Source organism: Streptomyces sp. NPDC107581, assembly GCF_055657175.1.
On sequence record NZ_JBVKBH010000007.1, the window covers coordinates 496,205 to 518,412 of the forward strand.

Here is a 22,208-nt window from a genome sequence, read left to right on the forward strand (position 1 = left end):
AGCCCATGGCGACCATGACCGCCGCCCAGCGCCGCGAGCAGGCCCGTATCGACTACGACGCCTTCCTGCGCGACTGCCCCACCAACCAGCTGCTCGGCAGGCTCAGCGACAAATGGGTCAGCCTCGTCGTCTCCGCCCTCTACACCGGCCCCCGGCGCTACAGCGACATCGGCCGACGGATCCCCGGCGTCAGCCCCAAGATGCTCACCCAGACCCTGCGCACCCTGGAACGCGACGGCCTCGTCTCCCGCACGGTCACCCCGTCCGTCCCGGTCCGGGTCGACTACGACCTCACCCCGCTCGGCCACAGCCTCGCCGGCCTGCTCACCGCCGTGAAGGACTGGGCGGAAACCCACTTCGACGAAGTACAGGCCGCCCGCGAGGAGTACGACCGCGACAACCCCGCCTGAGCCCCGCCCCGGCGGACCGGGGCCCGGGTCCGGCGCAGGTGACGTTCCGTCGATCACGCGTCGGGCCGGACGGGGGTGCAGGCGAGAGTGCCGCCGCGGGTGCCGGCGTGGATGCCGACGGCGAGACAGCGGCCGGGTCGCTTCGGACGGCGGGCGGACGACGCCACGCCACTGCCCGGCCTGCGGAAACGGCGTTCGACGACGTCACGCCGCCGACAGACCGCCCTGCCGAAGCCGCAGAGCCGTTCTCGGCGATCTCCGCCGGACCTCCTGCCGCCCCGCGCGCAGTGATCGGCAGGACGCTCCCGCGACCGGCCGGCTAGGACCGGCCCTCGCGCAGCCGGGCGATCTGTTCGCCGCCGAACTCCACCGTCCGCTCCATGTGCCGGACGATCGTGGCCAGCTCGGTGTCGTCCAGCTCGTCGAAGATCCGGGACCAGTCACCGGACAGCGAGTCCCACATCCGGCCGAACTCGGCGATCTTCTCCGGCACGGTCACCACCAGCACCCGCCGCCGGTCCGCCGCATCACGCCGCCGCACGACATAGCCGGCCCGCTCCAGCCGGTCCACCAGCCGCGTCGCCGACCCGGTCGTCAGCCCCGTCAGCTCCGCGACCCGGCCCGTGGTGACCGGCCCCTCCTCCAGAGTGAGCAGGTTCAGACACTGCAGATCGGTGGGGTGCAGCCCGATCCGGTCGGCGACCGCCTGGTTGAACAGGGCGTACGAGGCCATGTACCGCCGGGCCACCACCGACAGCTCCGCCAGCAGCCCGGACCGCCCGGTCCCGTTCCCGGCCATGCCGCACTCCCCTTCGTCTGCGTGGTGCAGCGATCGTACGACGGCTGCGGCCCCTCGGAAGGCGTACGCGTCCCCGGCGCCGAGCACCGGCACCGCCGGCTGGTCGTCCGTGCGGTCCCGGTCCGCCGAAACCCCCGCCCCGCCTCTGCTGTCGTCCCGTGTCCGGCAGATCCCGCCGGCATGCCGCACCTCCCCACCGGCATCCCGTACGTCCCCTCCGGCATCCCGTACGTCCCGCCGCCGTGCCGCACCTGCCCTCCGGCACGCCGTACCGTGCCGCGCCTGCCCTCCGGCACGCCTGCACGCCTGCACGCCTGCACGCCCGCCCGCCCGCACGCACGCCCGCACGCCCGCACGCCGTACCGATGTATGCCACGTGGACCGGCCGCCGAGCGCCCTCCAACAGGTGACACCGCTCCCGCATGCGAAGCTGCTCCCCATGCCGGTCCTCCGATCCGCCGCTCTGTTCGTCGTCGCCGCACTGTTCGAGATCGGCGGCGCCTGGCTGATCTGGCAGGGCGTGCGCGAGCACCGCGGCTGGCTGTGGATCACCGGCGGAGTGCTCGCCCTCGGCGCCTACGGCTTCGTCGCCACCTTCCAGCCGGACGCCCACTTCGGCCGCATCCTCGCCGCCTACGGCGGGATCTTCGTGGCCGGCTCGATCCTGTGGGGCGTCGTCGCCGACGGCTACCGGCCCGACCGCTGGGACATCACCGGGGCCCTGATCTGCCTCGCCGGCATGGCCGTGATCATGTGGGCGCCACGGAACGGAAGCTGAGGCTCGCCTACCCTGGATGGAGCGCCCACCTCTCTCCCAGGAGCAGCCCATGGCCACCGCCGCCCCGTCCGCCGCCTCCCGCATCGCCGTCGTCACGGGTGCGAGCAGCGGCATCGGCGCCGCCACGGCCCGGCAGCTCGCCGCGGCCGGGTACCGCGTCGTCCTCACCGCCCGCCGCAAGGACCGCATCGAGGCCCTGGCCGAGGAACTCACCACGGCCGGCCACGCGGCGACGGCGTACCAGCTGGACGTGACGGACCGCGCGGCGGTCGACGAGTTCGCCACGGCCTTCAAGACCATCGGCGTCCTGGTCAACAACGCCGGCGGAGCCCTCGGCGCCGACCCGGTGGCCACCGGCGACCCGGCCGACTGGCGCACGATGTACGAGACGAACGTCCTCGGCACCCTGAACGTCACCCAGGCCCTGCTGCCGAAGCTGGAGGCGAGCGGCGACGGCGTGGTGGTCGTGGTCTCCTCCACCGCGGGCCACGGCACCTACGAGGGCGGCGCGGGCTACGTCGCCGCCAAGCACGGCGCCCACGTCCTCGCCGAGACCCTCCGCCTGGAGATCGTCGGCCGGCCGGTGCGCGTCATCGAGATCGCCCCCGGCATGGTCAGGACCGAGGAATTCGCCCTGACCCGCTTCGGCGGCGACACCGACAAGGCCGCGAAGGTCTACCAGGGGGTGGCCGAGCCCCTCAGCGCCGACGATGTCGCGGAGACGATCACCTGGGCGGTCACCCGCCCCAGCCACGTCAACGTGGACCTCCTCGTCGTACGCCCGCGCGCCCAGGCCTCCAACACGAAGGTCCACCGGGAGCTGTGATGCCCGGGGAGGACGTCACCGCGGACCCCGTCGCGGACCTCACCGCGGACCGCGCCGCGGACTCGGCCGAGAAGCGCCGCCTGGTCCAGGAGACGAAGAACGAACGCCAGGTCTGGTACTTCCTCGCCTACTTCCTCTTCGGCATCCACGTCGTGGCGTTCGTGATGATCTACGCGGTGCACCACGCGAAATGAACCAGGGGCCGGTCAGGGCGTCCGGCACCCGGGGTCGTCGACGACGACGGCATGAGCGGGAATGATCTTCACGTCGTCCTCGCCCTCCTGCCGGAAGGCCTTCGTGGTGACATAGCCCCGCTTGCCGTTCCCCACGCACTTGGTGGCGAGATTCCCGAAGCCGTCGGGAAAGTTGTAGACCTCGGCCGGGGAGTCCTCCCCGGCCCGGCCCGCCACCGGCGCATCGCCCTTCCCCCGCTCGTCGTAGTGCTCCTGGGAACACCCGGAAGCCGCCACGACGACCAGCACCACCCCGAGGACGGCCCGGATCAGCGGGCGCACGCCTTGTCCTCCACGATCTGCACGTTCGACGGCGCGTCGGCATTCGTCGTCACATAGGCCCGGAACCCGTGCCCCACACACTTGGTGGCCAGATTCCCGAACCCGTCCGGCATGTTGAACACCTCGGCGGGAGTGTCGTCCCCCGCCCGCCCCTGCACCGGGGCGTCCCCCTTGCCGCGCTTGTCGTTGTAGCTGTCCGAACACCCGGCAAGCAGACTTCCGACGACCACCACCAGGCCGGCGGCCCATATCCCCGCATGTCTGCGCGTGCGCTTCGTCAACTCGGCCCCCGTTGCGGAAAGTTGCATGGCAATCGCGTAGACACCCCGACGGACCGGAACGGTTCCGGTCCGCCGGTGCGCGAACGGCTCAGCCCTTCACGCAGACGACCTGCTTCAGCTTCGCCACCACCTCGACCAGGTCCCGCTGCTGGTCGATGACCTGGTCGATGGACTTGTAGGCGCCCGGGATCTCGTCCACGACGCCGGAGTCCTTGCGGCACTCCACGCCCCGGGTCTGCTCCTCCAGGTCCTTCGTCGAGAAGCGCTTCTTCGCGGCGTTCCGGCTCATGCGCCGGCCTGCGCCGTGCGACGCGGAGTTGAAGGCCTTCTCGTTGCCGAGACCCTTCACGATGTACGAGCCGGTCCCCATCGAGCCGGGGATGATCCCGTACTCCCCCGACCCGGCCCGGATCGCCCCCTTACGGGTGACCAGCAGGTCCATGCCCTCGTACCGCTCCTCCGCCACGTAGTTGTGGTGACAGGAGATCTCCGGCTCGAAGGCCGGCTTCGCCTTCTTGAACTCCTTGCGGATCACGTCCTTCAGGAGCGCCATCATCAGGGTGCGGTTGTACTTGGCGTACTCCTGCGCCCAGAACAGGTCGTTGCGGTACGCCGCCATCTGCGGGGTGTCCGCGACGAAGACGGCGAGGTCGCGGTCGACCAGGCCCTGGTTGTGCGGGAGCTTCTGGGCCACGCCGATGTGGTGCTCGGCGAGCTCCTTGCCGATGTTCCGGGATCCCGAGTGGAGCATGAGCCACACCGAACCGGACATATCTATGCAAATCTCACAAAAGTGATTCCCCGATCCGAGCGTGCCCATCTGCAGAGCCGCGCGCTCCCGCCGGAACTTCACCGCGTCGGCGATCCCGTCGAACCGCTTCCAGAAGTCGTCCCACCCGGCGGTCGCCAGCCCGTGGAACTGCCCAGGGTCCGCGGCATCCTCATGCATCCCCCGCCCCACCGGAATGGCCTGCTCGATCTTCGAGCGCAGGCGCGACAGGTCTCCCGGGAGGTCGTTCGCGGTCAGCGACGTCTTCACCGCCGACATTCCGCAGCCGATGTCGACGCCCACCGCGGCGGGACACACGGCGCCCTGCATCGCGATGACCGAACCGACCGTCGCGCCCTTCCCGAAGTGGACGTCCGGCATGACCGCCAGACCCTTGATCCACGGCAGGGTGGCCACGTTCTGGAGCTGGCGCAGGGCCACGTCCTCGACCGTCGCGGGGTCCGTCCACATCCGGATCGGTACCTTGGCACCCGGCATCTCTACGTACGACATGTCTTCCTCATTCCCCCGGAAACAACAACAAAAGGCTTAAGAGCAGCAAAACGCAAAAGCGGCGACAAGGTCTACGAAAAGGGACAAGGGACCGGCGTCCGCGGCGGTGCGTGCGATACACATTGTCTCCAGGGAGCGCCCCGCTGCGGCAAGCGAATAACCAGCGGGGACACTCGATCACCGAGCGAGCACACACCGTCGAGAGGAGCCCGACCGTGCAGCGGAAGGCGTACGTAACCGGCACAGCCGCCCTCCTCGCGGCGCTGCTGGCCGGTTGCACCAGCGGGTCCGGGAGCGACAGCTCGACGGACGACGCGAACCCGGGCGACGCCGGTACGGCGACGGTGGCGGCCCAGCCGGGCAAGTACCGCAGCCTTCCCGAGCCCTGCGGCGCGGTCGACCACGACACCCTCGACTCCCTGCTGCCCGGCATCAAGCAGATCAGCGATCCGGAGCAGCGGGACAAGGCGTACCAGGGCGACGCGACGCTCACCTACAACACCGACCGCAAGGTGGGCTGTCACTGGAAGGTGGAGTCCGCCGACGCCACCGACCGCCTCTCGGTCGACTTCGAGCGCGTGGTGTCGTACGACAACACGGTCAGCGACGACGACCAGGCGAAGAAGCTGTTCCAGGACATGGAGACGGCCGCCGACCTTCCCGAGCCCAGCGCCACCACCGCGACACCCACGGCCACGGCGGGCGACACGGCGTCCCCCTCCTCCTCGGCGACCTCGTCCGACAGCGCCTCGGGTTCCCCCGCCGCCCCCGCCTCCCCCGCCGCCCCGTCCGGTTCTCCCACGGGCGCCCCCGGCGGCTCCCCCTCCGGCTCCCCCTCGGATGGCGCCCCGGCCGACCTCCAGCCCCGCGTGCTGACCGATCTCGGTGACGAGGCGTATCTGGACGACCAGCTCGACAGCGCCGGTTCGACGGCCGAACAGCGGACGGTGACTGTGGTGTTCCGCACGTCGAACGTCGTCGTCACCATCGAGTACGCGGAGCAGCCGATGGCCACCGGCACGGTCCCGGACAGCAAAGAAATGCAGGACAGGGCCAGGAATCTGGCCTCGGGGCTGGACGACGCGCTCAACGGCTGACCTCCGCCGGGGCGCCCTCGGCCGTCACCTTCAAAGCGTGCGAACGGAGACCGCGCAGCTCCTTCACCGCGTACGGTGGCCCCGCAGGAACCCGCACGAACACCGAGCGTCACGAGTGAAGGAACCATGCAGCGAGCAGCCCAGCGAGACGACCGTGCCCAGCATGATCAGCGTGCCAAGCGCCTGAGCCGCGCTCTTGTCTGCGCGGCAGCCGTTCCCGCGGTCCTGATCACCGCCGCCTGCTCCTCGGACAGCGGCGACTCCAAGGACAAGAACAAGGGCGGCGCGAGCGCCGAGCAGACCCCCGGCGGCAGTGCGTCGCAGCAGCCCTCGGCCGACGCTTCGCCGAGTGTGCAGCCGGCCGTGTTCCAGTCGCTGCCCGAGCCGTGCGCGGTGCTGTCGAAGAAGACCCTGGGCGACCTCGTACCGAAGGACACCTCGGGCAAGGCGGGCAGCTCCGACGATGTGAAGACCCGTTCGTCCTGCTCGTGGAGCAGTCTGGACAACAACGGGGTCAAGGGCTCCCAGTTCCGCTGGCTGAACATCTCCCTGCTGCGCTTCGACTCGGATGCGAGCCGCGGCTCGGGCAACGAGCAGGCGCACGCCTACTACGCGCAGCAGATCAAGGACGCACAGACCGTGTCCGGCGCGAAGAACGCCAAGTCGGAGCCGGTCGCGGGCACGGGTGACGAGGCGACGGCGGTGCACTACGACCTGAAGAAGAAGGAGGGCGCCTTCAAGCAGCAGACGGTGGTGGCCCGGGTCGAGAACGTCGTCGTCACGCTCGACTACAACGGTGCCGGTCTCGCGGGTGAGAAGACGCCGAGCGCCGACGATCTGACCAAGGCTGCGGAGAAGGCGGTCAAGGAGGTCATCGCGACCGTCTCGTCCTCCAACGGCAAGGGTTCCGGGAGCGGTTCGTCCGGCACGGGGTCGGCCGCTCCGTCGAAGCCGGCGTCCAAGCCGTCGGCCAAGTCCCCCTCGAAGTCGCCGTCGAAGTCGGCCTCCCCCAGCGCGTCCGCGTCGAAGTCGGGCGCCAAGAAGGACTGACCGGCGTCACGTCCGCCTCCTGCGTATGCCACTCTGTTGCGCGCAACAACACGCAAGGGGAGGGGATTACGAGTGGCCGCGCCAATGCAGCTGACTCGGATGCACCGCATACTCATCGGCGTGGTCGTGGCCGGTGCGTTGATCATCGCCGGCATCGGCTTCGCCGGTTCGTACGCGGCCGTCCGCGCACTGGCCATCAAGAAGGGCTTCGGGAACTTCTCCTATGTGTTCCCGGTGGGTATCGACGCAGGTATCTGTGTGCTCCTCGCCCTGGACCTGCTGCTGACCTGGATCCGTATCCCGTTCCCGCTGCTGCGCCAGACGGCGTGGCTGCTGACGGCGGCGACGATCGCCTTCAACGGCGCCGCCGCCTGGCCGGACCCGCTGGGTGTCGGCATGCACGCCGTGATCCCGATCCTGTTCGTGGTCGCCGTCGAGGCGGCCCGGCATGCCATCGGCCGGATCGCCGACATCACGGCCGACAAGCACATGGAGGGGGTCCGGCTCACCCGCTGGCTGCTCTCCCCGGTCCCGACCTTCCTCCTGTGGCGCCGGATGAAGCTGTGGGAGCTGCGCTCCTACGACCAGGTGATCAAGCTGGAGCAGGAACGTCTCGTCTACCAGGCGAGGCTGCACGCCCGCTTCGGCCGGGCGTGGCGCCGCAAGGCTCCGGTGGAGTCCCTGATGCCGCTGCGTCTGGCCCGCTACGGCGTTCCGCTCGCGGAGACGGCCCCGGCGGGCCTGGCGGCGGCGGGGATCGAACCGGCGCTCCTGCCGCCGGTGGTCCCGGACGGCCGTGCCGCCGTGGCGGCGCCCGTCCCCCAGCAGGCGGCGCCCCGCCCCGAGCAGCGCCCCGAGCTGCCCCGTCAGCGCACGGGGGAGGCGGACGCCGTCCAGGACGAGGAGAGTCCCTGGTTCCAGGCCCCGCGCGAGGTCGACTACCAGGGGGACTACGACCCCGCTTACGAACCGCCGCCGGAGCCTCAGTACCTGCCTGAGGAGCAGTACGAGGACTGGTACGAGGAACAGCCCCCGGAGCAGTTCCAGCAGCCCTCCCCGTCGGAGGAGACCGGGAGCTTCCCGATCCCGGTGGGCCCGAACCGGACCCGGGAGCTGGGCGAGGGCGGCGGGACGCCCCCGGTGAAGCCGGACGAGGAGGCCTACTACCAGGTCTTCCGGCAGTCGATCGACGGCAGCTACCCGACCGCGGGCCAGTTCCGCGGTGACGTGGAGGCGACGTTCGGCATCTCGCTGCCGCAGCGCGACGCCGAACGCATGGTCAACCGCTTCACCAACCGCCACACGGCGGAGCTGCAGGAAGACCACATCGCATAGCGCAGGCGCACGGAAGAGACAAAAAACGGAAGAGACAAAAAAGGGGGGCCCTCCGGCGGAGGGCCCCCCTTTTTGTCTCGGGTCAGGTCACTCGCCGAGCAGGCGCCGCACCCGCTCCTGTCCCACGGCGAGCAGCAGCGTGGGCAGCCGCGGACCGGTGTCCCGCCCGACCAGCAGGTGGTACAGCAGGGCGAAGAACGAGCGCTGGGCCGTCTTGATCTCCGGCGGCAGCTCCTTGGGCGTGGCGTCGGCCGGGAACCCGGCCTGCACCTTGGGCACGCCGTACACGAGGTGGGTCAGCCCGTCGAGGGACCAGTGGTCGGCCAGCCCGTCGAGCAGCAGCCGCAGGGACTGCTGGGACGCCTCGTCGAGGGACTTCAGCAGTTCGGCGTCGGGCTCCTCGCGCACGATGGTGCGCTGGTCGGCGGGGACGTGGGAGTTGATCCACGCCTCGGCCTTGTCGTACCGGGGGCGTGCCTCCTCCAGGGAGGACAGCGGCTGCTCCGGGTCCAGCTCGGAGAGGATGCGCAGCGCCTGGTCCGCGTGTCCGGCGGTGATGTCGGCGACGGACGCGAGCGTGCGGTACGGCAGCGGGCGCGGCGTCTTCGGCAGCTCACCGGCGGCGTTGCCGACGGCGCGGGTGTGGGCGGCGACGTCGGCCGGCAGGGCGGAGCCGTCGGCGACCTTGCCCGCCAGCTTGTCCCACTCGTCGTAGAGCCGCTGGATCTCCTGGTCGAAGGCGATCTTGAAGGACTGGTTGGGCCTGCGGCGGGCGTACAGCCAGCGCAGGAGCTGCGGTTCCATGATCTTCAGGGCGTCGCCCGGGGTGGGCACGCCGCCGCGCGAGGACGACATCTTCGCCATGCCGGAGATGCCGACGAAGGCGTACATCGGGCCGATGGGCTGCTTGCCGCCGAAGATGCCGACGATCTGCCCGCCGACCTGGAAGGAGGAGCCCGGGGACGAGTGGTCGACGCCGGAGGGCTCGAAGATCACGCCCTCGTAGGCCCAGCGCATCGGCCAGTCGACCTTCCAGACCAGCTTGCCGCGGTTGAACTCGCTCAGCCGGACGGTCTCGGAGCAGCCGCAGGCGGTGCAGGTGTACGACAGCTCGGTGGTGTCGTCGTCGTACGAGATGACGGTCGTCAGGTCCTTGTCGCAGCCGCCGCAGTACGGCTTGTACGGGAAGTACCCGGCGGAGCCGGAGCTGCCGTCGTCCTCGGCGGCGGCGCCCGAGCCCTCCTCGGCCTCCAGCTCGGCCTCGTCGACGGCCTTCTGCTGCTGCTTCTTGGCGGGAGCCTTCTTCGTCCGGTACTGGGCGAGGACCGCGTCGATGTCGCCGCGGTGCTTCATGGCGTGCAGGATCTGCTCGCGGTAGACGCCGGAGGTGTACTGCGCGGTCTGGCTGATCCCGTCGAACTCCACGCCCAGCTCGGCCAGCGCCTCGACCATGGCGGCCTTGAAGTGCTCGGCCCAGTTCGGGTGGGCGGAGCCCTTCGGGGCCGGGACCGAGGTCAGCGGCTTGCCGATGTGCTCGGCCCAGGACTTGTCGACCCCGGCGATGCCCTCGGGCACCTTGCGGTAGCGGTCGTAGTCGTCCCAGGAGATCAGGTGCCGGACCTGGTGGCCGCGGCGGCGGATCTCGTCGGCGACCAGGTGCGGGGTCATGACCTCGCGCAGGTTGCCCAGGTGGATGGGTCCGGAGGGGGAGAGACCGGACGCTACGACGACCGGTTTGCCCGGGGCCCGGCGCTCCGACTCCTCGATGACCTCATCCGCGAAACGGGAGACCCAGTCGGTGGTCTCGGTGCTCTGAGCCACGATCGGCACGTCCTTCTCTCTCCTCGGGCAGCCGGTGCGGTCACACGGCTGACCGCTCTATTGTCCCAGGTGGGGCCACAACCACGAAAACGCCTTTTCACCGCGTTGGACGGGCTGTCCGGGCCCGGCGTTCAGTCACCGACCGGAAAATTCGCTTTACCCCCCGTGGGATACTGGCCGGGTCTATCCATCCCCACGAGGAGAACGGCACCCCTTCCTATGGCCTCGGTCACGTCCCTCAGCGATTCCGTCCAGCAGCACCTCGCGTCCGCCCTCTCGGCTTCCCTGCCGGAGGCCGCCGGCGCGGACCCGCTGCTGCGACGAAGCGACCGGGCCGACTTCCAGGCCAACGGGATCCTGGCGCTCGCCAAGAAGGCGAAGGCGAACCCGCGGGAGCTGGCCACCCAGGTCGTCTCCCAGGTCGTCACCGGTGACATGATCGAGGACATCGAGGTCTCCGGCCCCGGCTTCCTGAACATCACCATCGCGGACAGGGCGATCACCGGGAACCTGGCCGCGCGGTACGCGGACGAGACGGGCCGCCTCGGCGTGCCGCATGCGGCGCACCCGGGCACGACGGTGATCGACTACGCGCAGCCGAACGTGGCGAAGGAGATGCACGTAGGCCACCTGCGCTCCGCCGTGATCGGTGACGCGGTGGTCCAGCTGCTGGAATTCACCGGTGAGAACGTGGTCCGGCGCCACCACATCGGCGACTGGGGCACCCAGTTCGGCATGCTCATCCAGTACCTGGACGAGCACCCGCACGAGCTGGACCACAAGGAGACCCGGGTGAGCGGCGAAGAGGCGATGTCGAACCTCGACCGCCTCTACAAGGCCGCGCGCAGGCTGTTCGACTCCGACGAGGAGTTCAAGACGCGGGCCCGGCGCCGGGTGGTGGACCTCCAGGCGGGCGACCCGCACACCCTGGCCATGTGGCAGAAGTTCGTGGACGAGTCGAAGATCTACTTCTTCTCCGTCTTCGACAAGCTGGACATGGAGATCCAGGACCCCGACATCGTCGGCGAGTCCGGTTACAACGACATGCTGGCCGAGACCTGCCGGCTGCTGGAGGAGTCGGGCGTCGCGGTCCGCTCCGAGGGCGCGCTCTGTGTCTTCTTCGACGACATCAAGGGCCCGGAGGGCAACCCGGTCCCGCTGATCGTCCAGAAGTCCGACGGCGGCTACGGCTATGCGGCCACCGACCTCTCCGCGATCCGCGACCGTGTCTTCAACCTCAAGGCGAACAACCTCCTCTACGTGGTGGACGCCCGTCAGGCCCTGCACTTCCGGATGGTCTTCGAGACCGCCCGCCGGGCCGGCTGGCTGAACGACGACGTCACGGCGTTCCAGCTGGCGTTCGGCACGGTCCTCGGCAAGGACGGCAAGCCGTTCAAGACGCGTGAGGGCGAGACGGTCCGCCTGGTCGACCTGCTGGACGAGGCGATCGAGCGCGCCTCGGCCGTGGTCCGGGAGAAGGCCCAGGACCTGTCCGCGGAGGAGATCGCCGAGCGGGGCACCCAGGTGGGCATCGGCGCGGTGAAGTACGCGGACCTGTCGACGTCGGCCAACCGGGACTACAAGTTCGACCTGGACCAGATGGTCTCGCTGAACGGCGACACGTCCGTCTACCTCCAGTACGCGTACGCCCGTATCCAGTCCATCCTCCGCAAGGCCGGCGAGGTCCGCCCGGCCGCGCACCCGGCGCTGGCGCTGGCGGACGCCGAGCGGGCGCTGGGCCTGCACATCGACGCCTTCGCGGAGACGGTGACGGAGGCGGCGGCGGAGTACGCCCCGCACAAGCTGGCCGCGTACCTGTACCAGCTGGCGTCCCTGTACACGTCGTTCTACGACAAGTGCCCGGTCCTGAAGGCCGAGACGCCGGAGCAGGTGGAGAACCGCCTCTTCCTCTGCGACGTCACGGCCCGCACGCTGCACCGGGGCATGGCCCTGCTGGGAATCAGGACACCGGAAAAGCTCTGACGGATCGGTGACCGGGGCCGGGGGGAGATCCCGCGAGGCGGACTCCGGGTTCTCTTCCGGCACCCCGGCCGCCTACGCGATGTGGTCCTCCTGCAGTTCCGCGGCGTGGCGGTTGATGAAGCGGTTGACCAGGCGCGCGGCGTCGGGCTGCGGCAGCAGGATGCCGTAGGCCGCCTCCACGTTCTTCAGCAGCCGGTCGGCGGTCGGGTAGCTGCCGTCGATCGACCGGCGGAAGACCTGGTAGAGGGCCTCCTCGGAAAGCTGGGGCTCCGGCGCGAACAACTGCGCGGTGACCTTCTCGATCTCGGCGTCGATGTCCTCGCGGCGCCGGGCGAGGATCTCCAGTTCGCGCTTGCGCTCCTCCAAGGTGAGCCGGGCCCGGTGGACCGCCACGGCCCCGGCCCGTGCCTCGGCGAGCTGCTCGTCCGCGGCCTTGATCAGCGCGTCGCAGCGTTCGGCGGCCGAATTCATCATCTGGGCAGCGTCACGGCGGGCGCCGGCGAGCAGCTCGTCCACCTGCGCCCGGGCGTTCTCGACCAGGGAGTCGCTCTCGGCGATCGCGTCGGCGTGCAGTTGCTCGGCCTGCTCCCTGTTCCGCTCCGTCCGCTGGAACAGCTCCCACGCCCGCTTCAGGATCCGGCCCGCCACCGAGTGCCGGTGTCCCAGCTGCGTGATGTCCAGGATGTTCCCGCCGGGCTCCGTCACCGCGTGATCGGCGAGGAGGGTGCTCAGGAATTCGCAGACGGACGCCGCGTCTGCCGGACGGTCTTCCGGGCGTTTGGCGAGCAGCTGCAGGATGAGGGCGTTCAGGGCGGCGGGAAGTCCCTCGACCATCGCCGCCGGGGCGATCGCGGTGTCCTCCATCTGCATCCGGAGGACGGCCCACTGGACGTTGCTGGTGAAGGGTGGTCTGCCGGTCACCGCGTGGTAGAGGAGACAGCCCAGGGAGTAGAGATCGCTGCGGTGGTCGATCTCCCGGGCGCCCTCGGCCTGCTCCGGAGACATGTACAGCGGGGAGCCGATCGGCGTGCCCGTGGCGGTGAGTTCCCGGGCGCCGAGGGTCTCCCCCATGAACTTCGCGACCCCGAAGTCGAGGACCTTCACCACGCCGTCCGCCGTGAGCATCGCGTTGGCGGGCTTGATGTCCCGGTGGACCACGCCCTTGCGGTGCGCGGCCTGCAGCGCCTCCGCGATCTGCGCGGCCCACCCGACGGCGAGCGGCCAGTGCGGCGTCGACTCCTTGAGCCGTCGGTGCAGGGACACGCCCTGCACCAGCTCCATGACGAGGAACAGGGTGGGGCGCCCGTTGACCGACGCTTCACCCCAGTCGTGCGCGGTGACGATGTTCTGATGGTGCAGCTGCCCCGCCAGTTGCACCTCGCGCCGGAACCGGTCATGCGTGTCTTCCTGTGCCCCGAACATCGCATGGACGAGCTTGACCGCGACGTCCCGCCCCATCCGCTCGTCCTGCGCGGCCCACACCTCGCCCATGCCGCCCGCGCCGAGCCGCTCGCCGAGCCGGAACCGTCCGGCGATCAGTTCGCCCTGCATCTGTGCCCTCCCTCAGGCCGTCTCAGAGGGCCGAGTTGAATGTGCTGCCGAAGGAGCCGCCGGCCAGCCGGCGCAGCCGCCGGGCCTCCTCGTCCAGCCGGTGCGCGACCTCCTGCGCGCCGTCCGTGAGGCCGCTGGCCGTCAGCTGCGCGGACAGTGCGGTGAAGTAGTGGGCGGTGGCGAGGAGTTGGTCGTCCCCGTCGACCGGCGCGGCGCCCTGGGGGAGCGCGTTGACGTCGTCGAGGACGCGGTTGAGCTCCCTGGTGATCTCGTCCCGGGCGGCCTGGGTGAGCGCCACGGCGCGCCCGGTCTGGGCGAGGACGGAGTGGCAGGAGCGGATCAGTTCCTGCAGCACCCGGTCGTCCCGGTTCGGGTAGCTGACCGCGGCGGAGCCGAAGAAGTTGCCCTGCCTGAGGCGGTCGACCGCGACGGCGCGCTCGTAGCGGCGCAGGTCGATCGCACTGCGTGTGCCGAGCGCCGCCCGGAAGCAGGGGTGGATGTGGAACTCGGTCTCGTGCGGCTGCACGGGCAGGTAGTGGCCTCCGGTGAATACCACGTCGTTGCCGCGCCGCACGCCGAGGAAGCCCACGTCGTAGAGGACGTCGATGATCCCGGAGAGGGTCAGTGCTTCGGCGTAGGCGGGGAATTGCCGGTGCAAGGTGTCCTCGGCCGCCTCGAACCTGCTGTGCAGTGCCGCGCGGGAGACGACGTAGCCCTGGTTCTGGAAGAGCGGGAACAGGTTCTCCAGGAACGGGTGGGTGATCTGGTACTCCAGGGACAGGTCCTTCAGCTTCCACGCGGAGAACTGGAACTCCGCCTCCAGGACGTCCTGCTCGGTGATCCGGTCCCGGCCCCGGTTCACGGCCGTGTCCTGGCAGAGGTTGAGGAACTGGATGACGTCCCGGGGCCGGGCCAGACAGCGACGGAAGACGTAGTCGGGCATCTCCTCGCCCGCCACGACCGGCGGGAAGACCCCGCGCCACAGCTGGTCGGCGGTCAGCTCCACGCCGGTGGCGGCCCGCACCCGGGCCAGCGCGAGATCCCGCAGCGCCTCCTGCGTCCAGGTGATCCGCAGCTCGTCCCCGTGGAACTTGTCGCCCTCGCCGAACGACAGCGAGTCGTAGATGTCCGCCCGCAGGAACAGCAGGAACCGCACCGACCGCCCGTAGCGGCTCGCCGCGTGCTTGGCCGCGAGCAGCAGTCCGATCACCATGGCGTTGCTGTCCGGCTCGGCCGACCAGACGAGTTCCAGCTGGTCGACCATGACGAGGAGCGGTTCGTGCGCCGCAGCGCACCCGAGATCGGCGAAGGCGCGCTCCACGCCTCGCTCGACGACGTCCAGCTGGTGCTGGGCCCGCGCCCCTTCCGACGACGCCTGCCCGAGGCCGAGCCCGGCTTTGATCCCGAACGCCTCCAGGGACAAGGAGGTCTGCAGCCCCTTGGCCCCCTTCGCCAGCCGGTCCGCCAGCCCGTCGCCGCCCAGCTCGCCGTTCTGCTTGAGGAACCGCAGGAGCGCCTTCACCGAGTCGGGCTTGCGCCCGTGCGCGTCCTTCGCGTGTGCGGCCAGATGCCGGGCGGCGTGCACGGCGAACACGTACCGCCAGATCAGCGCCTTCGCCGAGCCGCCCTGCAGCCCCTGTAACTCGAACCGCCGGATCTCTTCGCCCGCCGTCTCGTCCGGGCTGACCAGTGCCCTCCCGGCGAGCCCCGCCCCGTCCGCCATCAACTGCATGCAGATGGCGCTCTTCCCGGACCCCTTGCGGCCGATGATCAGCATCTTCCGCCCGCGTACGGCCGCGTTGTAGGCCGCGGTGGGCAGAAAGCCGCCGCGCAGCAGCAGACCGTATCCGTCGTCGGTCACATCCCGCTCGGCATCCTCACGTCCGAAGTGCACACGCGCAAGCAGCGGCTCGTCGGCCATCCCGCCCCCCAAGAAGTCGCCGTCGTCCTGGAGACACGGTATCGAGCGGGACGGCCCGGCAGACCGGGAACGCGCACCTCACGCGTTTCCCCCGGGCACGTTCTCCGGTGCCCCGCCGGGCCGGCGACCCGAGCCGCTTCGCCGTCACTCATGGGCGCCGAGGAGTTCCCGGGTGCGCCGGACCAGGGCCTGCCGCACCTCCTCCGGGGCGAGGACCTTCAGCGGCGTCCCCAGGCCGAGGAGGTAGCGGGCCAGGCCGTCCGGGTCGGGGCCGCCGATGTCGACCAGGGTCGCGTCCGGGCCGTCGGGCCGGTGCGTGCCGACGGTCGCGGGGACGAGCCGCAGCGCCCGGTCCAGCGGGAGCGGGAGACGGACGGTCGCGGACAGCGGATAGGGGCCGATCGCGATGTTGCGGGAGACCAGCAGTGCGGGATCCGGCGGGTCGGTGATCTCCACCGGGCGCCCGGTCGGCTGGACCCGGTCCACCCGGTCGGCGCGGAACGTCCGCCACTGCCCCCGGGCCACGTCCCGCGCGACGAAGTACCAGCGCCGTCCGGTGTGGACGAGACGGTACGGGTCGACGTCCCGGACCGTGGTGCGCCCCTCCCCGTCGGTGTACGACAGCCGGGCACGCTCCCCCTGCCGGCAGACCGTGGCCAGCTCCAGCAGCAGGCCCGCTCTGATCTGCCCCGCGTCGGCCCCGGGCAGGCGCACGAAGGCGTCGTCCAGCTCACCGAGGCGGTCCGCGATGCGCCGGGGCAGTACCTGGCGCAGCTTCAGCAGCGCGGACAGCGCGGCCTGGTCGCCGCCGAGCGCGTCGCTCAGCGCCGCCGCACGCAGCCCCACCGCCACGGCCAGCGCTTCCTCGTCGTCGAGGATCAGCGGCGGCACGCGGGACCCGGCGCGCAGGCGGTATCCGCCCCACGGCCCGGCCTCGGAGTCGACGGTGTAGCCGAGCTCCCGGAGCCGGGCGACGTCCCGACGGACCGTGCGGTCGGTGACCTCCATGCGCGCGGCCAGTTCCGCGCAGGTCCAGGACGGCCGGGACGAGAGCAGAGACAGCAGCCGCAGCAGGCGGGCGGAAGCGCCGATCACGCCGGAAAGTCTGGCACACCCACCACCACAACCAGGACCGGAACTGTCCTGGTCGGGTTCTACCGTTGTCCCCATGAGCACAGAGACCTCCTCCGCACCCGCCTTCCGCTACGCCGCCGTCACCTTCGACTGCGCCGACCCCGCCGAAATGGCCCGCTTCTACGGCGAACTGCTCGGCTTCCCCGTCCTCTTCTCCACCGACGACTTCGTCCTGCTCGGCAAGGAGGGCGCGGCCGGCCTCGGCTTCAACCGCCTGGCCGACTACCGCCCGCCCACCTGGCCGGACCCGGCCCAGGAGAAGCAGGCGCACATCGAGCTGGGGGTGGACGACCTGGACCTCGCCGAGAAGCGGCTGCTCGGCCTGGGGGCCTCCAAGCCCGACTTCCAGCCGTCCCCGGACCGCTGGCGCGTACTGCTGGACCCGGCGGGCCACCCGTTCTGCATCACGACCCTGGTCTGACGCCCCGGGCGCCGCCGGTCACCGCCGCTGCCCCGGCGCGTCCCGGAACCACTCGCACCACACCAGCTTGCCGGGGTTGCGTTCGGCCACCCCCCACTTGTCGCTGAGCGCGGTGACGAGAAGCAGCCCGCGCCCGCCCTCGTCCGGTTCGTCGGCGACCCTCGGCACCCCGGACCCGCTGTCATGCACCTCGGCCCGTACGACCCGCCCGTCGTACCGCAGCCGCAACAGGAACCCGCGTCCCGGCGGCGCCCCGTGCCGCAGGGCATTCGTGGCCAACTCGCTCACGCAGAGCGACACATCCGCGGTGCGTTCCCATTCCGCCAGACCCCAGTAGGTCAGGGACCAGTCGGCGAACCGCCTGGCGGCGGGCACGGATCGGCGGGCGCGACCATAGAACTGGTCGCGCTGGTAGAGAAGTTCGGTTTCGCCATTCACGGGGCGACTGTCGCGCAGAGTGACTAGCCTGGATCAGTACGTGATCCCGTACAAAGTGTTTGTACGGGATTGCGCGGGGGTCGGGCACGGGCACGCGTGGGAGTTCAGCAGCATGACGACTTCTCGGAAGAACCAGTCGGCCATGAAGATGCTCGGCCGTCAACTGGCTGCGGCGCGCCGGGCGGCGGGTCTGAGCCAGTCGGGCCTCAGCGTCGCCCTGAACATCAACGAGGAGACGATCGCGTCGATCGAGCAGGGCCGACGGTCGCTGAAGCTGGACATCGCCGGGATCTTCGACGAGTTCCTGGGGACGAAGGGGACGCTGGCGGCGGGGGTGGCGAACCTGCCGGAGGTGGACCAGTTTCCGTTGTGGGCCGAGGAGTACATGGCGCATGAGCGCGAGGCCGTTGCCCTGTCGCTCTATGCCAACCAGGTGCTACCTGGATTACTCCAGACCGAGTCGTACGCCCGAGCAGTCCTTCGCGAGCGCGTTCCCGCCTACGAAGAGGACGAGATCGAAACCAAGGTAGCCGGGCGGATCGGCCGTCAGGACATCCTGCGTCGCAAAGCCCCGCCGACCGTCAGCTTCGTCGTCTGGGAGCCAGTACTGCACCTGGCCATCGGTGGCCCAGAGGTCCGAGGCGGCCAACTGCGCCACCTTCGTGAAGCTGTCGAACTGCCGGGAATCTGCTTGCAGTTCCTGCCACTTGCCTGCCCGTCTCATGCCGGGCTGAACGGCCCCTTCGTCCTCTTGGAGACCCCGGACCACCAGCACTTGGCCTACATTGAGGGCCAGCGCGGCAGCCAATGGGTTTCCGACGCAGATGAGGTGTCCATCCTCGCGCGCAAGTATGCGATGCTGCGAGCACAGGCCTTGTCTCCCCTGGAATCAAAGGGCCTGCTGGACAGTCTGGTAGGAGAACAATGAGCACCACACCTCAGTGGTTCAAATCGACCTACAGCAGCAGTGAAGGCGGCCAGTGCCTCGAAGTGGCCGTCGCTTGGCGGAAGTCGAGCTACAGCGGTGACGAAGGCGGCGAGTGCGTCGAGGTCGCCGCCTGCCCCCACACCATCCACATCCGTGACTCAAAGAACGACCCCGCCGACGGCTCCACCCTGCACCTCGCCCCCGCTGCCTGGGACGCCTTCACCGGTTTCCTCAAGTGACCTGCCCGGCCCGCCGCGTGGCGCCCTCCGGGGCGACCAGAGGACGTACGCGGCGGAGCCTGCGGCGAAGGCGAGACGGATGAGGCCCTGCGCGGAGTCGGAGGGGATCAGCAGGGCGCTGCCGTAGAGGGAGATCAGGGCGATCCAGCTGACCCAGGGGACCAGCCGTCGTTGGCCTATGGAGTCCCAGATCAGGGTGCCGAGGAGGACCGAGGCGTTGTAGTACGTGTAGACGCTCGGGTCCAGGACGATGCGGGCGTCGGCGGCGAGCAGAACGACCGCGGGCCAGCGGTTGCGGCGGACGGCCAGTGCGCCCAGGCCCAGGCCGAGGGCCATCTGGGCGGGCCGGTCCCACCAGGGGGTCGCGGCGTCGTCCACGCCGAACCAGTGCAGCGACGAGGCCGGCTGGTTGGGGATGGTGAAGCGGGCCGCGGCCAGCGTCTCCAGGTGGGTGAGATAGAACGGCAGCCACGCGGCGGCCACCAGGCCCGCAACCCACGCGGCGGAGCGCAGGCGGGCGGGGCGGGGCAGGGCCAGCAGGAGGGGCAGGAAACCGACCGCCCACGGTTTGGAGTCCACCGCCAGGGCCAGGAAGACGCCCACCGCCGTCGCGTTGCCGCGCACCAGCGCGCGGACGGCGAGGGTGGTGAAGAACAGGGCGAGGACGTCGTCGAGGTGGGCGAAGCGGACCGAGACCTCCACCCACATGGGGATGAAGGCCGCTCCGGCGACCAGGACACGCTGCTGCAGGCGTCTGTGGTTGAGGCCGGTGCCCCGGTAGTGGCCGGCGGCGGCGCGGCCGACCAGGACCAGCATGTAGAGGCCCAGGCCGGACATGAACGCGTCGGCGAGTTTCTCGCCCAGGTCGGCCGGGAAGGGTGCGAACACGCCGGCGACCAGGAAGCTGACCGGGCCGATCTGCAGCTCGGGGTGGTTGGCGTAGAGCGCCAGGCCGCCGCCGGGGACCTGGTTGAAGAGCAGTTGCTCCCCGGTTCTCAGGTAGTGCCAGGAGACGGCGGCATGGCGTTCGGCCACGACGAACCAGCCTGCCGTCCACAGGGTGAGCAGCACGAGGTGCCAGCGCACCGGATAGCGCCCGCGCACGGTCCTTCCTTCCCCACGGCGTCACCACTGAAGAGGACCTCAGCAGGTGCCGGGTTGCCTGGAGTCGGCTCCTGCGCTGTCAGTGGCTGCGCCTACAGTCACCGTCATGGCGACTCTTCCCAACCCGCTGCCCAAGCTGGCCACCGACCCCAGCGGGCGTACCCTCGGGCTTCAACTCCCGCCCGGCAGGCTGATCGACGCGACGGACGACGGCCCCTGGCACGAACCCCTGCTGTGGCACGCGGAGAAGCAGGCCGCGCCCGGGACCTGGAAGGCGCTCGGCGCACCGGCCGCGCGCGCGGGGCTGCTTGCGGTGCTCGTGGACGTGGGCGGGACCCAGGGCGGAGTGGAGAGCTGGGAGTTGATGCCGGCGGAGACGAGCTACCCGGGCGACCACGACGCCGACGACGTCCTCGCGGAGTACTGGGAGGACAGCGTGGAGGACGAACCGGATGTGGAGATAGAGCCGTTCGGGGCCGACTGGCCCGGTCTCGCGCCCGCCGCCGCCGCGACCGCCGCCCCGGACACCCGGGCCGCCCAGATCGCCGACTCGCTGACGGACGGCACCCGCGCCTGGCTGAAGGACCCTCACCTGGCCCTGGTACCGGCCCGCCGGTCGGCCGACATCCCGGCGGCGATCGGCTGGACCGGCCCGCTGAACCACGAGAACGACGTGGCCCGGCTGTGCGCGGTCCTGCGCTCCTGGGAGGACCGCTTCGGCATACGGGTGGTGGCGCTCACCTTCGACACCCTGACCGTCTCCGTGGCGGCCCCGCCGGCCACCCAGGCCGAGGCCGAGGCGGTCGCGGCGGAGCACTTCGCGTTCTGCCCGGACAACCTCACGCAGAACGGCCCGGACACCCTCCGCGCCTACGCCAAGGAGCTGATCGGCGAGCCCACCTGGTCCTTCTGGTGGGACTGACCCCCACCGGCACTCAGCCCCTCAGTCCCCTCCCGAGCCTGCGCAGCCCCTCCGCGATCTCCTGCGGCGTCTGCGTCACGAAGCACAGCCGCAGGGTGGCGGGGTCGGGGTCGGCGGCGTAGAAGGGCGCGCCGGGGACGTAGGCCACGTCCTGCCGCACCACGCGCGGGAGCAGGGCCGTGGTGTCGTACGAGTCCGGGAGCCGGGCCCAGAGGAACATGCCGCCCTCGGGCCGGCTCCAGGCGGACCCTTCCGGGAGGGCGTCGGGGAGTCCGGCCAGCATGGCGTCCCGGCGTTCGCCGTACACGGCCCGGACGCGGGCGACATGGGCGTCCAGGCCGTCCAGGCAGCGGGCCGCGGCGAGCTGGTTGAGGGTCGGGGTGTGCAGGTCCGCCGCCTGTTTGGCGACCGCGCACGCCCGCCGGAGTCCGGCCGGGGCGCGGAGCCAGCCGAGGCGCAGACCGGGGGCCATGACCTTGGAGAAGGAGCCGAGCAGGACGGTGCGGTCCTCGGCGCCGGGGCGGGAGGCGATCCAGGGTGCGCGGGTGCCCTCGTAGCGGAGTTCGCCGTAGGGGTCGTCCTCGATGATCCACAGGCCGCGGCGGGCGGCCACGGCGGCCAGGGCCTCCCGGCGCGGGGCGGGCATCGTGCGGCCGGTGGGGTTCTGGAAGGTGGGGACCAGGTAGAGCAGTTTCGGCCGCTCGCACCGCACCGCCTCCTCCAGGGCCGCCGGGTCGATTCCGTCCTCGTCCCCCGGCACCGGCACCACCCGGGCCCCCGCCAGCCCGAACACCTGAAGGGCCGCCAGATAGCAGGGGCTTTCGACGAGGACCGTGTCACCGGGCTCGATCAGCGCGGCCGCCAGCAGGGACAGGGCCTGCTGGGAGCCGGTGGTGATGAGCAGGTCGTCGGGGCCGGTCGGCAGTCCCTGCGCGGTGATCCGGGCCGCGAGCCCCGCCCTGAGCACCGGCTCGCCCTCGGTGGCGGAGTACTGCAGCGCCCGGGCCGGGACCTCGGCCAGTACGTCCCGGAAGGCGGCCGCTATGCCGTCCCGGTCGAACAGCTCGGGAGCCGGGAGACCGCCCGCGAAGTTGATCACCTCGGGGCGGTCGGTGACCGCCAGGATGTCCCGTACGGGCGAACCGCCCACACCGCGGGCACGGGCCGCGAGCGGCGGAACGGGGGCCGGGGACGGAGCGGGCTCGGTGACGGTCATGACTGCGGCTCCTTTTCGGGTGCGTCGGCACGCGGGTGCGTCGGCACGTGAGTAGGCGGGTGCGTCGGTACGCGAGTACGCGAGTACGCGGGTGCGTCGGTACGCGAGTACGTGGGTACGTCGTCCGCCGCAGCGTAGGAAGGTAACTGCCGCCTAC

General features: G+C 70.7%; 23 protein-coding genes. 12 read left to right on the plus strand and 11 right to left on the minus strand.

The genetic code is table 11. The features are described from left to right. Window positions 1-5: 5 nt before the first annotated feature. A complete protein-coding gene (locus ACZ7P3_RS21170; RefSeq protein ID WP_472083781.1) occupies window positions 6-410 on the plus strand; it encodes a winged helix-turn-helix transcriptional regulator in 405 nt (134 codons plus the stop codon). Window positions 411-729: 319 nt separating this feature from the next. On the opposite strand, the gene ACZ7P3_RS21175 is transcribed toward ACZ7P3_RS21170, so the two are convergent. Then, window positions 730-1,209: a MarR family winged helix-turn-helix transcriptional regulator gene (locus ACZ7P3_RS21175; RefSeq protein ID WP_472083783.1), complete on the minus strand. Its 480-nt coding sequence runs from the start codon at window positions 1,207-1,209 to the stop codon at window positions 730-732. Window positions 1,210-1,648: 439 nt separating this feature from the next. On the opposite strand from ACZ7P3_RS21175, the gene ACZ7P3_RS21180 reads away from it, so the two are divergent. The 3 genes from ACZ7P3_RS21180 to ACZ7P3_RS21190 are packed head-to-tail and all read left to right on the plus strand — an operon-like array spanning window position 1,649 to window position 3,007. Next, a complete protein-coding gene (locus ACZ7P3_RS21180; RefSeq protein ID WP_472083785.1) occupies window positions 1,649-1,987 on the plus strand; it encodes a YnfA family protein in 339 nt (112 codons plus the stop codon). A gap of 49 nt (window positions 1,988-2,036) precedes the next feature. Continuing rightward, on the plus strand, window positions 2,037-2,813 hold the full coding sequence (locus ACZ7P3_RS21185) for an SDR family NAD(P)-dependent oxidoreductase (protein WP_472083900.1): 777 nt from the start codon (window positions 2,037-2,039) through the stop codon (window positions 2,811-2,813). Next, entirely contained in the window at window positions 2,813-3,007 is a 195-nt protein-coding gene (locus tag ACZ7P3_RS21190) for a hypothetical protein (protein WP_472083787.1), read from the plus strand. The genes ACZ7P3_RS21185 and ACZ7P3_RS21190 overlap by 1 nt, the downstream gene beginning before the upstream one ends. Window positions 3,008-3,019: 12 nt before the next feature. Here ACZ7P3_RS21190 and ACZ7P3_RS21195 read toward each other — a convergent pair whose 3' ends face one another. From ACZ7P3_RS21195 to ACZ7P3_RS21205, 3 genes are all read right to left on the minus strand, one after another. Continuing rightward, window positions 3,020-3,328 carry a hypothetical protein gene (locus ACZ7P3_RS21195; RefSeq protein WP_472083789.1) on the minus strand — a complete coding sequence of 103 codons (309 nt, stop codon included), beginning with the start codon at window positions 3,326-3,328 and terminating at the stop codon, window positions 3,020-3,022. Then, the gene (locus ACZ7P3_RS21200; protein ID WP_472083791.1) at window positions 3,316-3,636 is read right to left on the minus strand and encodes a hypothetical protein; all 321 of its coding nucleotides are present in this window, start codon (window positions 3,634-3,636) and stop codon (window positions 3,316-3,318) included. The genes ACZ7P3_RS21195 and ACZ7P3_RS21200 overlap by 13 nt, the downstream gene beginning before the upstream one ends. A gap of 61 nt (window positions 3,637-3,697) precedes the next feature. Then, window positions 3,698-4,891 (minus strand): RtcB family protein, encoded by a 1,194-nt coding sequence (locus ACZ7P3_RS21205; RefSeq protein WP_472083793.1) that lies wholly within the window; start codon window positions 4,889-4,891, stop codon window positions 3,698-3,700. A gap of 215 nt (window positions 4,892-5,106) precedes the next feature. Between ACZ7P3_RS21205 and ACZ7P3_RS21210 the strand changes: the two genes are divergently transcribed. The 3 genes from ACZ7P3_RS21210 (at window position 5,107) to ACZ7P3_RS21220 (ending at window position 8,373) form a co-directional block, all read left to right on the plus strand. Next, window positions 5,107-5,988, plus strand: coding sequence for a DUF3558 domain-containing protein (locus ACZ7P3_RS21210; protein ID WP_472083795.1), 882 nt, complete (start codon window positions 5,107-5,109; stop codon window positions 5,986-5,988). A 126-nt stretch (window positions 5,989-6,114) separates the two neighbouring features. Continuing rightward, complete coding sequence (locus ACZ7P3_RS21215; protein ID WP_472083797.1) at window positions 6,115-7,038, plus strand: DUF3558 domain-containing protein; 924 nt, start codon at window positions 6,115-6,117, stop codon at window positions 7,036-7,038. 99 nt (window positions 7,039-7,137) lie between these two features. Beyond that, window positions 7,138-8,373, plus strand: coding sequence for a DUF2637 domain-containing protein (locus ACZ7P3_RS21220; RefSeq protein ID WP_472083799.1), 1,236 nt, complete (start codon window positions 7,138-7,140; stop codon window positions 8,371-8,373). A gap of 87 nt (window positions 8,374-8,460) precedes the next feature. Here the strand turns inward: ACZ7P3_RS21220 and lysS are convergent, their stop codons facing one another. Beyond that, complete coding sequence (gene lysS, locus ACZ7P3_RS21225) at window positions 8,461-10,203, minus strand: lysine--tRNA ligase (RefSeq protein ID WP_472083801.1); 1,743 nt, start codon at window positions 10,201-10,203, stop codon at window positions 8,461-8,463. Window positions 10,204-10,413: 210 nt separating this feature from the next. On the opposite strand from lysS, the gene argS reads away from it, so the two are divergent. After that, window positions 10,414-12,177 (plus strand): arginine--tRNA ligase, encoded by a 1,764-nt coding sequence (gene argS, locus ACZ7P3_RS21230; RefSeq protein ID WP_472083803.1) that lies wholly within the window; start codon window positions 10,414-10,416, stop codon window positions 12,175-12,177. A 72-nt stretch (window positions 12,178-12,249) separates the two neighbouring features. Here argS and ACZ7P3_RS21235 read toward each other — a convergent pair whose 3' ends face one another. From ACZ7P3_RS21235 to ACZ7P3_RS21245, 3 genes are all read right to left on the minus strand, one after another. Beyond that, complete coding sequence (locus ACZ7P3_RS21235; RefSeq protein WP_472083805.1) at window positions 12,250-13,728, minus strand: serine/threonine-protein kinase; 1,479 nt, start codon at window positions 13,726-13,728, stop codon at window positions 12,250-12,252. Window positions 13,729-13,750: 22 nt separating this feature from the next. Further along, a complete protein-coding gene (locus ACZ7P3_RS21240) occupies window positions 13,751-15,649 on the minus strand; it encodes a P-loop ATPase, Sll1717 family (RefSeq protein WP_472083807.1) in 1,899 nt (632 codons plus the stop codon). Between the two features lie 144 nt (window positions 15,650-15,793). Then, complete coding sequence (locus ACZ7P3_RS21245) at window positions 15,794-16,744, minus strand: helix-turn-helix transcriptional regulator (protein ID WP_472083809.1); 951 nt, start codon at window positions 16,742-16,744, stop codon at window positions 15,794-15,796. Between the two features lie 73 nt (window positions 16,745-16,817). Here ACZ7P3_RS21245 and ACZ7P3_RS21250 point away from each other — a divergent pair, with 73 nt between their 5' ends. Then, complete coding sequence (locus ACZ7P3_RS21250; protein WP_472083811.1) at window positions 16,818-17,204, plus strand: VOC family protein; 387 nt, start codon at window positions 16,818-16,820, stop codon at window positions 17,202-17,204. Between the two features lie 18 nt (window positions 17,205-17,222). Here the strand turns inward: ACZ7P3_RS21250 and ACZ7P3_RS21255 are convergent, their stop codons facing one another. Then, window positions 17,223-17,642 (minus strand): ATP-binding protein, encoded by a 420-nt coding sequence (locus ACZ7P3_RS21255; RefSeq protein WP_472083813.1) that lies wholly within the window; start codon window positions 17,640-17,642, stop codon window positions 17,223-17,225. Between the two features lie 142 nt (window positions 17,643-17,784). Between ACZ7P3_RS21255 and ACZ7P3_RS21260 the strand changes: the two genes are divergently transcribed. Both ACZ7P3_RS21260 and ACZ7P3_RS21265 read left to right on the plus strand, forming a co-directional pair. Continuing rightward, window positions 17,785-18,570 (plus strand): Scr1 family TA system antitoxin-like transcriptional regulator, encoded by a 786-nt coding sequence (locus ACZ7P3_RS21260; RefSeq protein ID WP_472083815.1) that lies wholly within the window; start codon window positions 17,785-17,787, stop codon window positions 18,568-18,570. Further along, a complete protein-coding gene (locus ACZ7P3_RS21265) occupies window positions 18,567-18,809 on the plus strand; it encodes a DUF397 domain-containing protein (RefSeq protein ID WP_472083817.1) in 243 nt (80 codons plus the stop codon). Before ACZ7P3_RS21260 ends, ACZ7P3_RS21265 begins: the two co-directional genes overlap by 4 nt. Here the strand turns inward: ACZ7P3_RS21265 and ACZ7P3_RS21270 are convergent. Next, on the minus strand, window positions 18,729-19,913 hold the full coding sequence (locus ACZ7P3_RS21270; RefSeq protein ID WP_472083819.1) for a hypothetical protein: 1,185 nt from the start codon (window positions 19,911-19,913) through the stop codon (window positions 18,729-18,731). The genes ACZ7P3_RS21265 and ACZ7P3_RS21270 overlap by 81 nt on opposite strands. A gap of 106 nt (window positions 19,914-20,019) precedes the next feature. On the opposite strand from ACZ7P3_RS21270, the gene ACZ7P3_RS21275 reads away from it, so the two are divergent. After that, a complete protein-coding gene (locus ACZ7P3_RS21275) occupies window positions 20,020-20,835 on the plus strand; it encodes a DUF4253 domain-containing protein (protein ID WP_472083821.1) in 816 nt (271 codons plus the stop codon). A 13-nt stretch (window positions 20,836-20,848) separates the two neighbouring features. On the opposite strand, the gene ACZ7P3_RS21280 is transcribed toward ACZ7P3_RS21275, so the two are convergent. After that, the gene (locus ACZ7P3_RS21280) at window positions 20,849-22,051 is read right to left on the minus strand and encodes an aminotransferase-like domain-containing protein (RefSeq protein WP_472083823.1); all 1,203 of its coding nucleotides are present in this window, start codon (window positions 22,049-22,051) and stop codon (window positions 20,849-20,851) included. Window positions 22,052-22,208 lie beyond the last annotated feature (157 nt).

What these genes read in the sequence shown, in the direction of transcription:
- ACZ7P3_RS21170 (WP_472083781.1), top strand. Translation starts at nt 6, where the DNA reads ATGGCGACCATGACCGCCGCCCAGCGCCGCGAGCAGGCCCGTATCGAC.
- ACZ7P3_RS21175 (WP_472083783.1), bottom strand. Translation starts at nt 1,209, where the DNA reads ATGGCCGGGAACGGGACCGGGCGGTCCGGGCTGCTGGCGGAGCTGTCG.
- ACZ7P3_RS21180 (WP_472083785.1), top strand. Translation starts at nt 1,649, where the DNA reads ATGCCGGTCCTCCGATCCGCCGCTCTGTTCGTCGTCGCCGCACTGTTC.
- ACZ7P3_RS21185 (WP_472083900.1), top strand. Translation starts at nt 2,037, where the DNA reads ATGGCCACCGCCGCCCCGTCCGCCGCCTCCCGCATCGCCGTCGTCACG.
- ACZ7P3_RS21190 (WP_472083787.1), top strand. Translation starts at nt 2,813, where the DNA reads ATGCCCGGGGAGGACGTCACCGCGGACCCCGTCGCGGACCTCACCGCG.
- ACZ7P3_RS21200 (WP_472083791.1), bottom strand. Translation starts at nt 3,636, where the DNA reads ATGCAACTTTCCGCAACGGGGGCCGAGTTGACGAAGCGCACGCGCAGA.
- ACZ7P3_RS21205 (WP_472083793.1), bottom strand. Translation starts at nt 4,891, where the DNA reads ATGTCGTACGTAGAGATGCCGGGTGCCAAGGTACCGATCCGGATGTGG.
- ACZ7P3_RS21215 (WP_472083797.1), top strand. Translation starts at nt 6,115, where the DNA reads ATGCAGCGAGCAGCCCAGCGAGACGACCGTGCCCAGCATGATCAGCGT.
- ACZ7P3_RS21220 (WP_472083799.1), top strand. Translation starts at nt 7,138, where the DNA reads ATGCACCGCATACTCATCGGCGTGGTCGTGGCCGGTGCGTTGATCATC.
- argS (WP_472083803.1), top strand. Translation starts at nt 10,414, where the DNA reads ATGGCCTCGGTCACGTCCCTCAGCGATTCCGTCCAGCAGCACCTCGCG.
- ACZ7P3_RS21235 (WP_472083805.1), bottom strand. Translation starts at nt 13,728, where the DNA reads ATGCAGGGCGAACTGATCGCCGGACGGTTCCGGCTCGGCGAGCGGCTC.
- ACZ7P3_RS21240 (WP_472083807.1), bottom strand. Translation starts at nt 15,649, where the DNA reads ATGGCCGACGAGCCGCTGCTTGCGCGTGTGCACTTCGGACGTGAGGAT.
- ACZ7P3_RS21250 (WP_472083811.1), top strand. Translation starts at nt 16,818, where the DNA reads ATGAGCACAGAGACCTCCTCCGCACCCGCCTTCCGCTACGCCGCCGTC.
- ACZ7P3_RS21260 (WP_472083815.1), top strand. Translation starts at nt 17,785, where the DNA reads ATGAAGATGCTCGGCCGTCAACTGGCTGCGGCGCGCCGGGCGGCGGGT.
- ACZ7P3_RS21265 (WP_472083817.1), top strand. Translation starts at nt 18,567, where the DNA reads ATGAGCACCACACCTCAGTGGTTCAAATCGACCTACAGCAGCAGTGAA.
- ACZ7P3_RS21275 (WP_472083821.1), top strand. Translation starts at nt 20,020, where the DNA reads ATGGCGACTCTTCCCAACCCGCTGCCCAAGCTGGCCACCGACCCCAGC.
- ACZ7P3_RS21280 (WP_472083823.1), bottom strand. Translation starts at nt 22,051, where the DNA reads ATGACCGTCACCGAGCCCGCTCCGTCCCCGGCCCCCGTTCCGCCGCTC.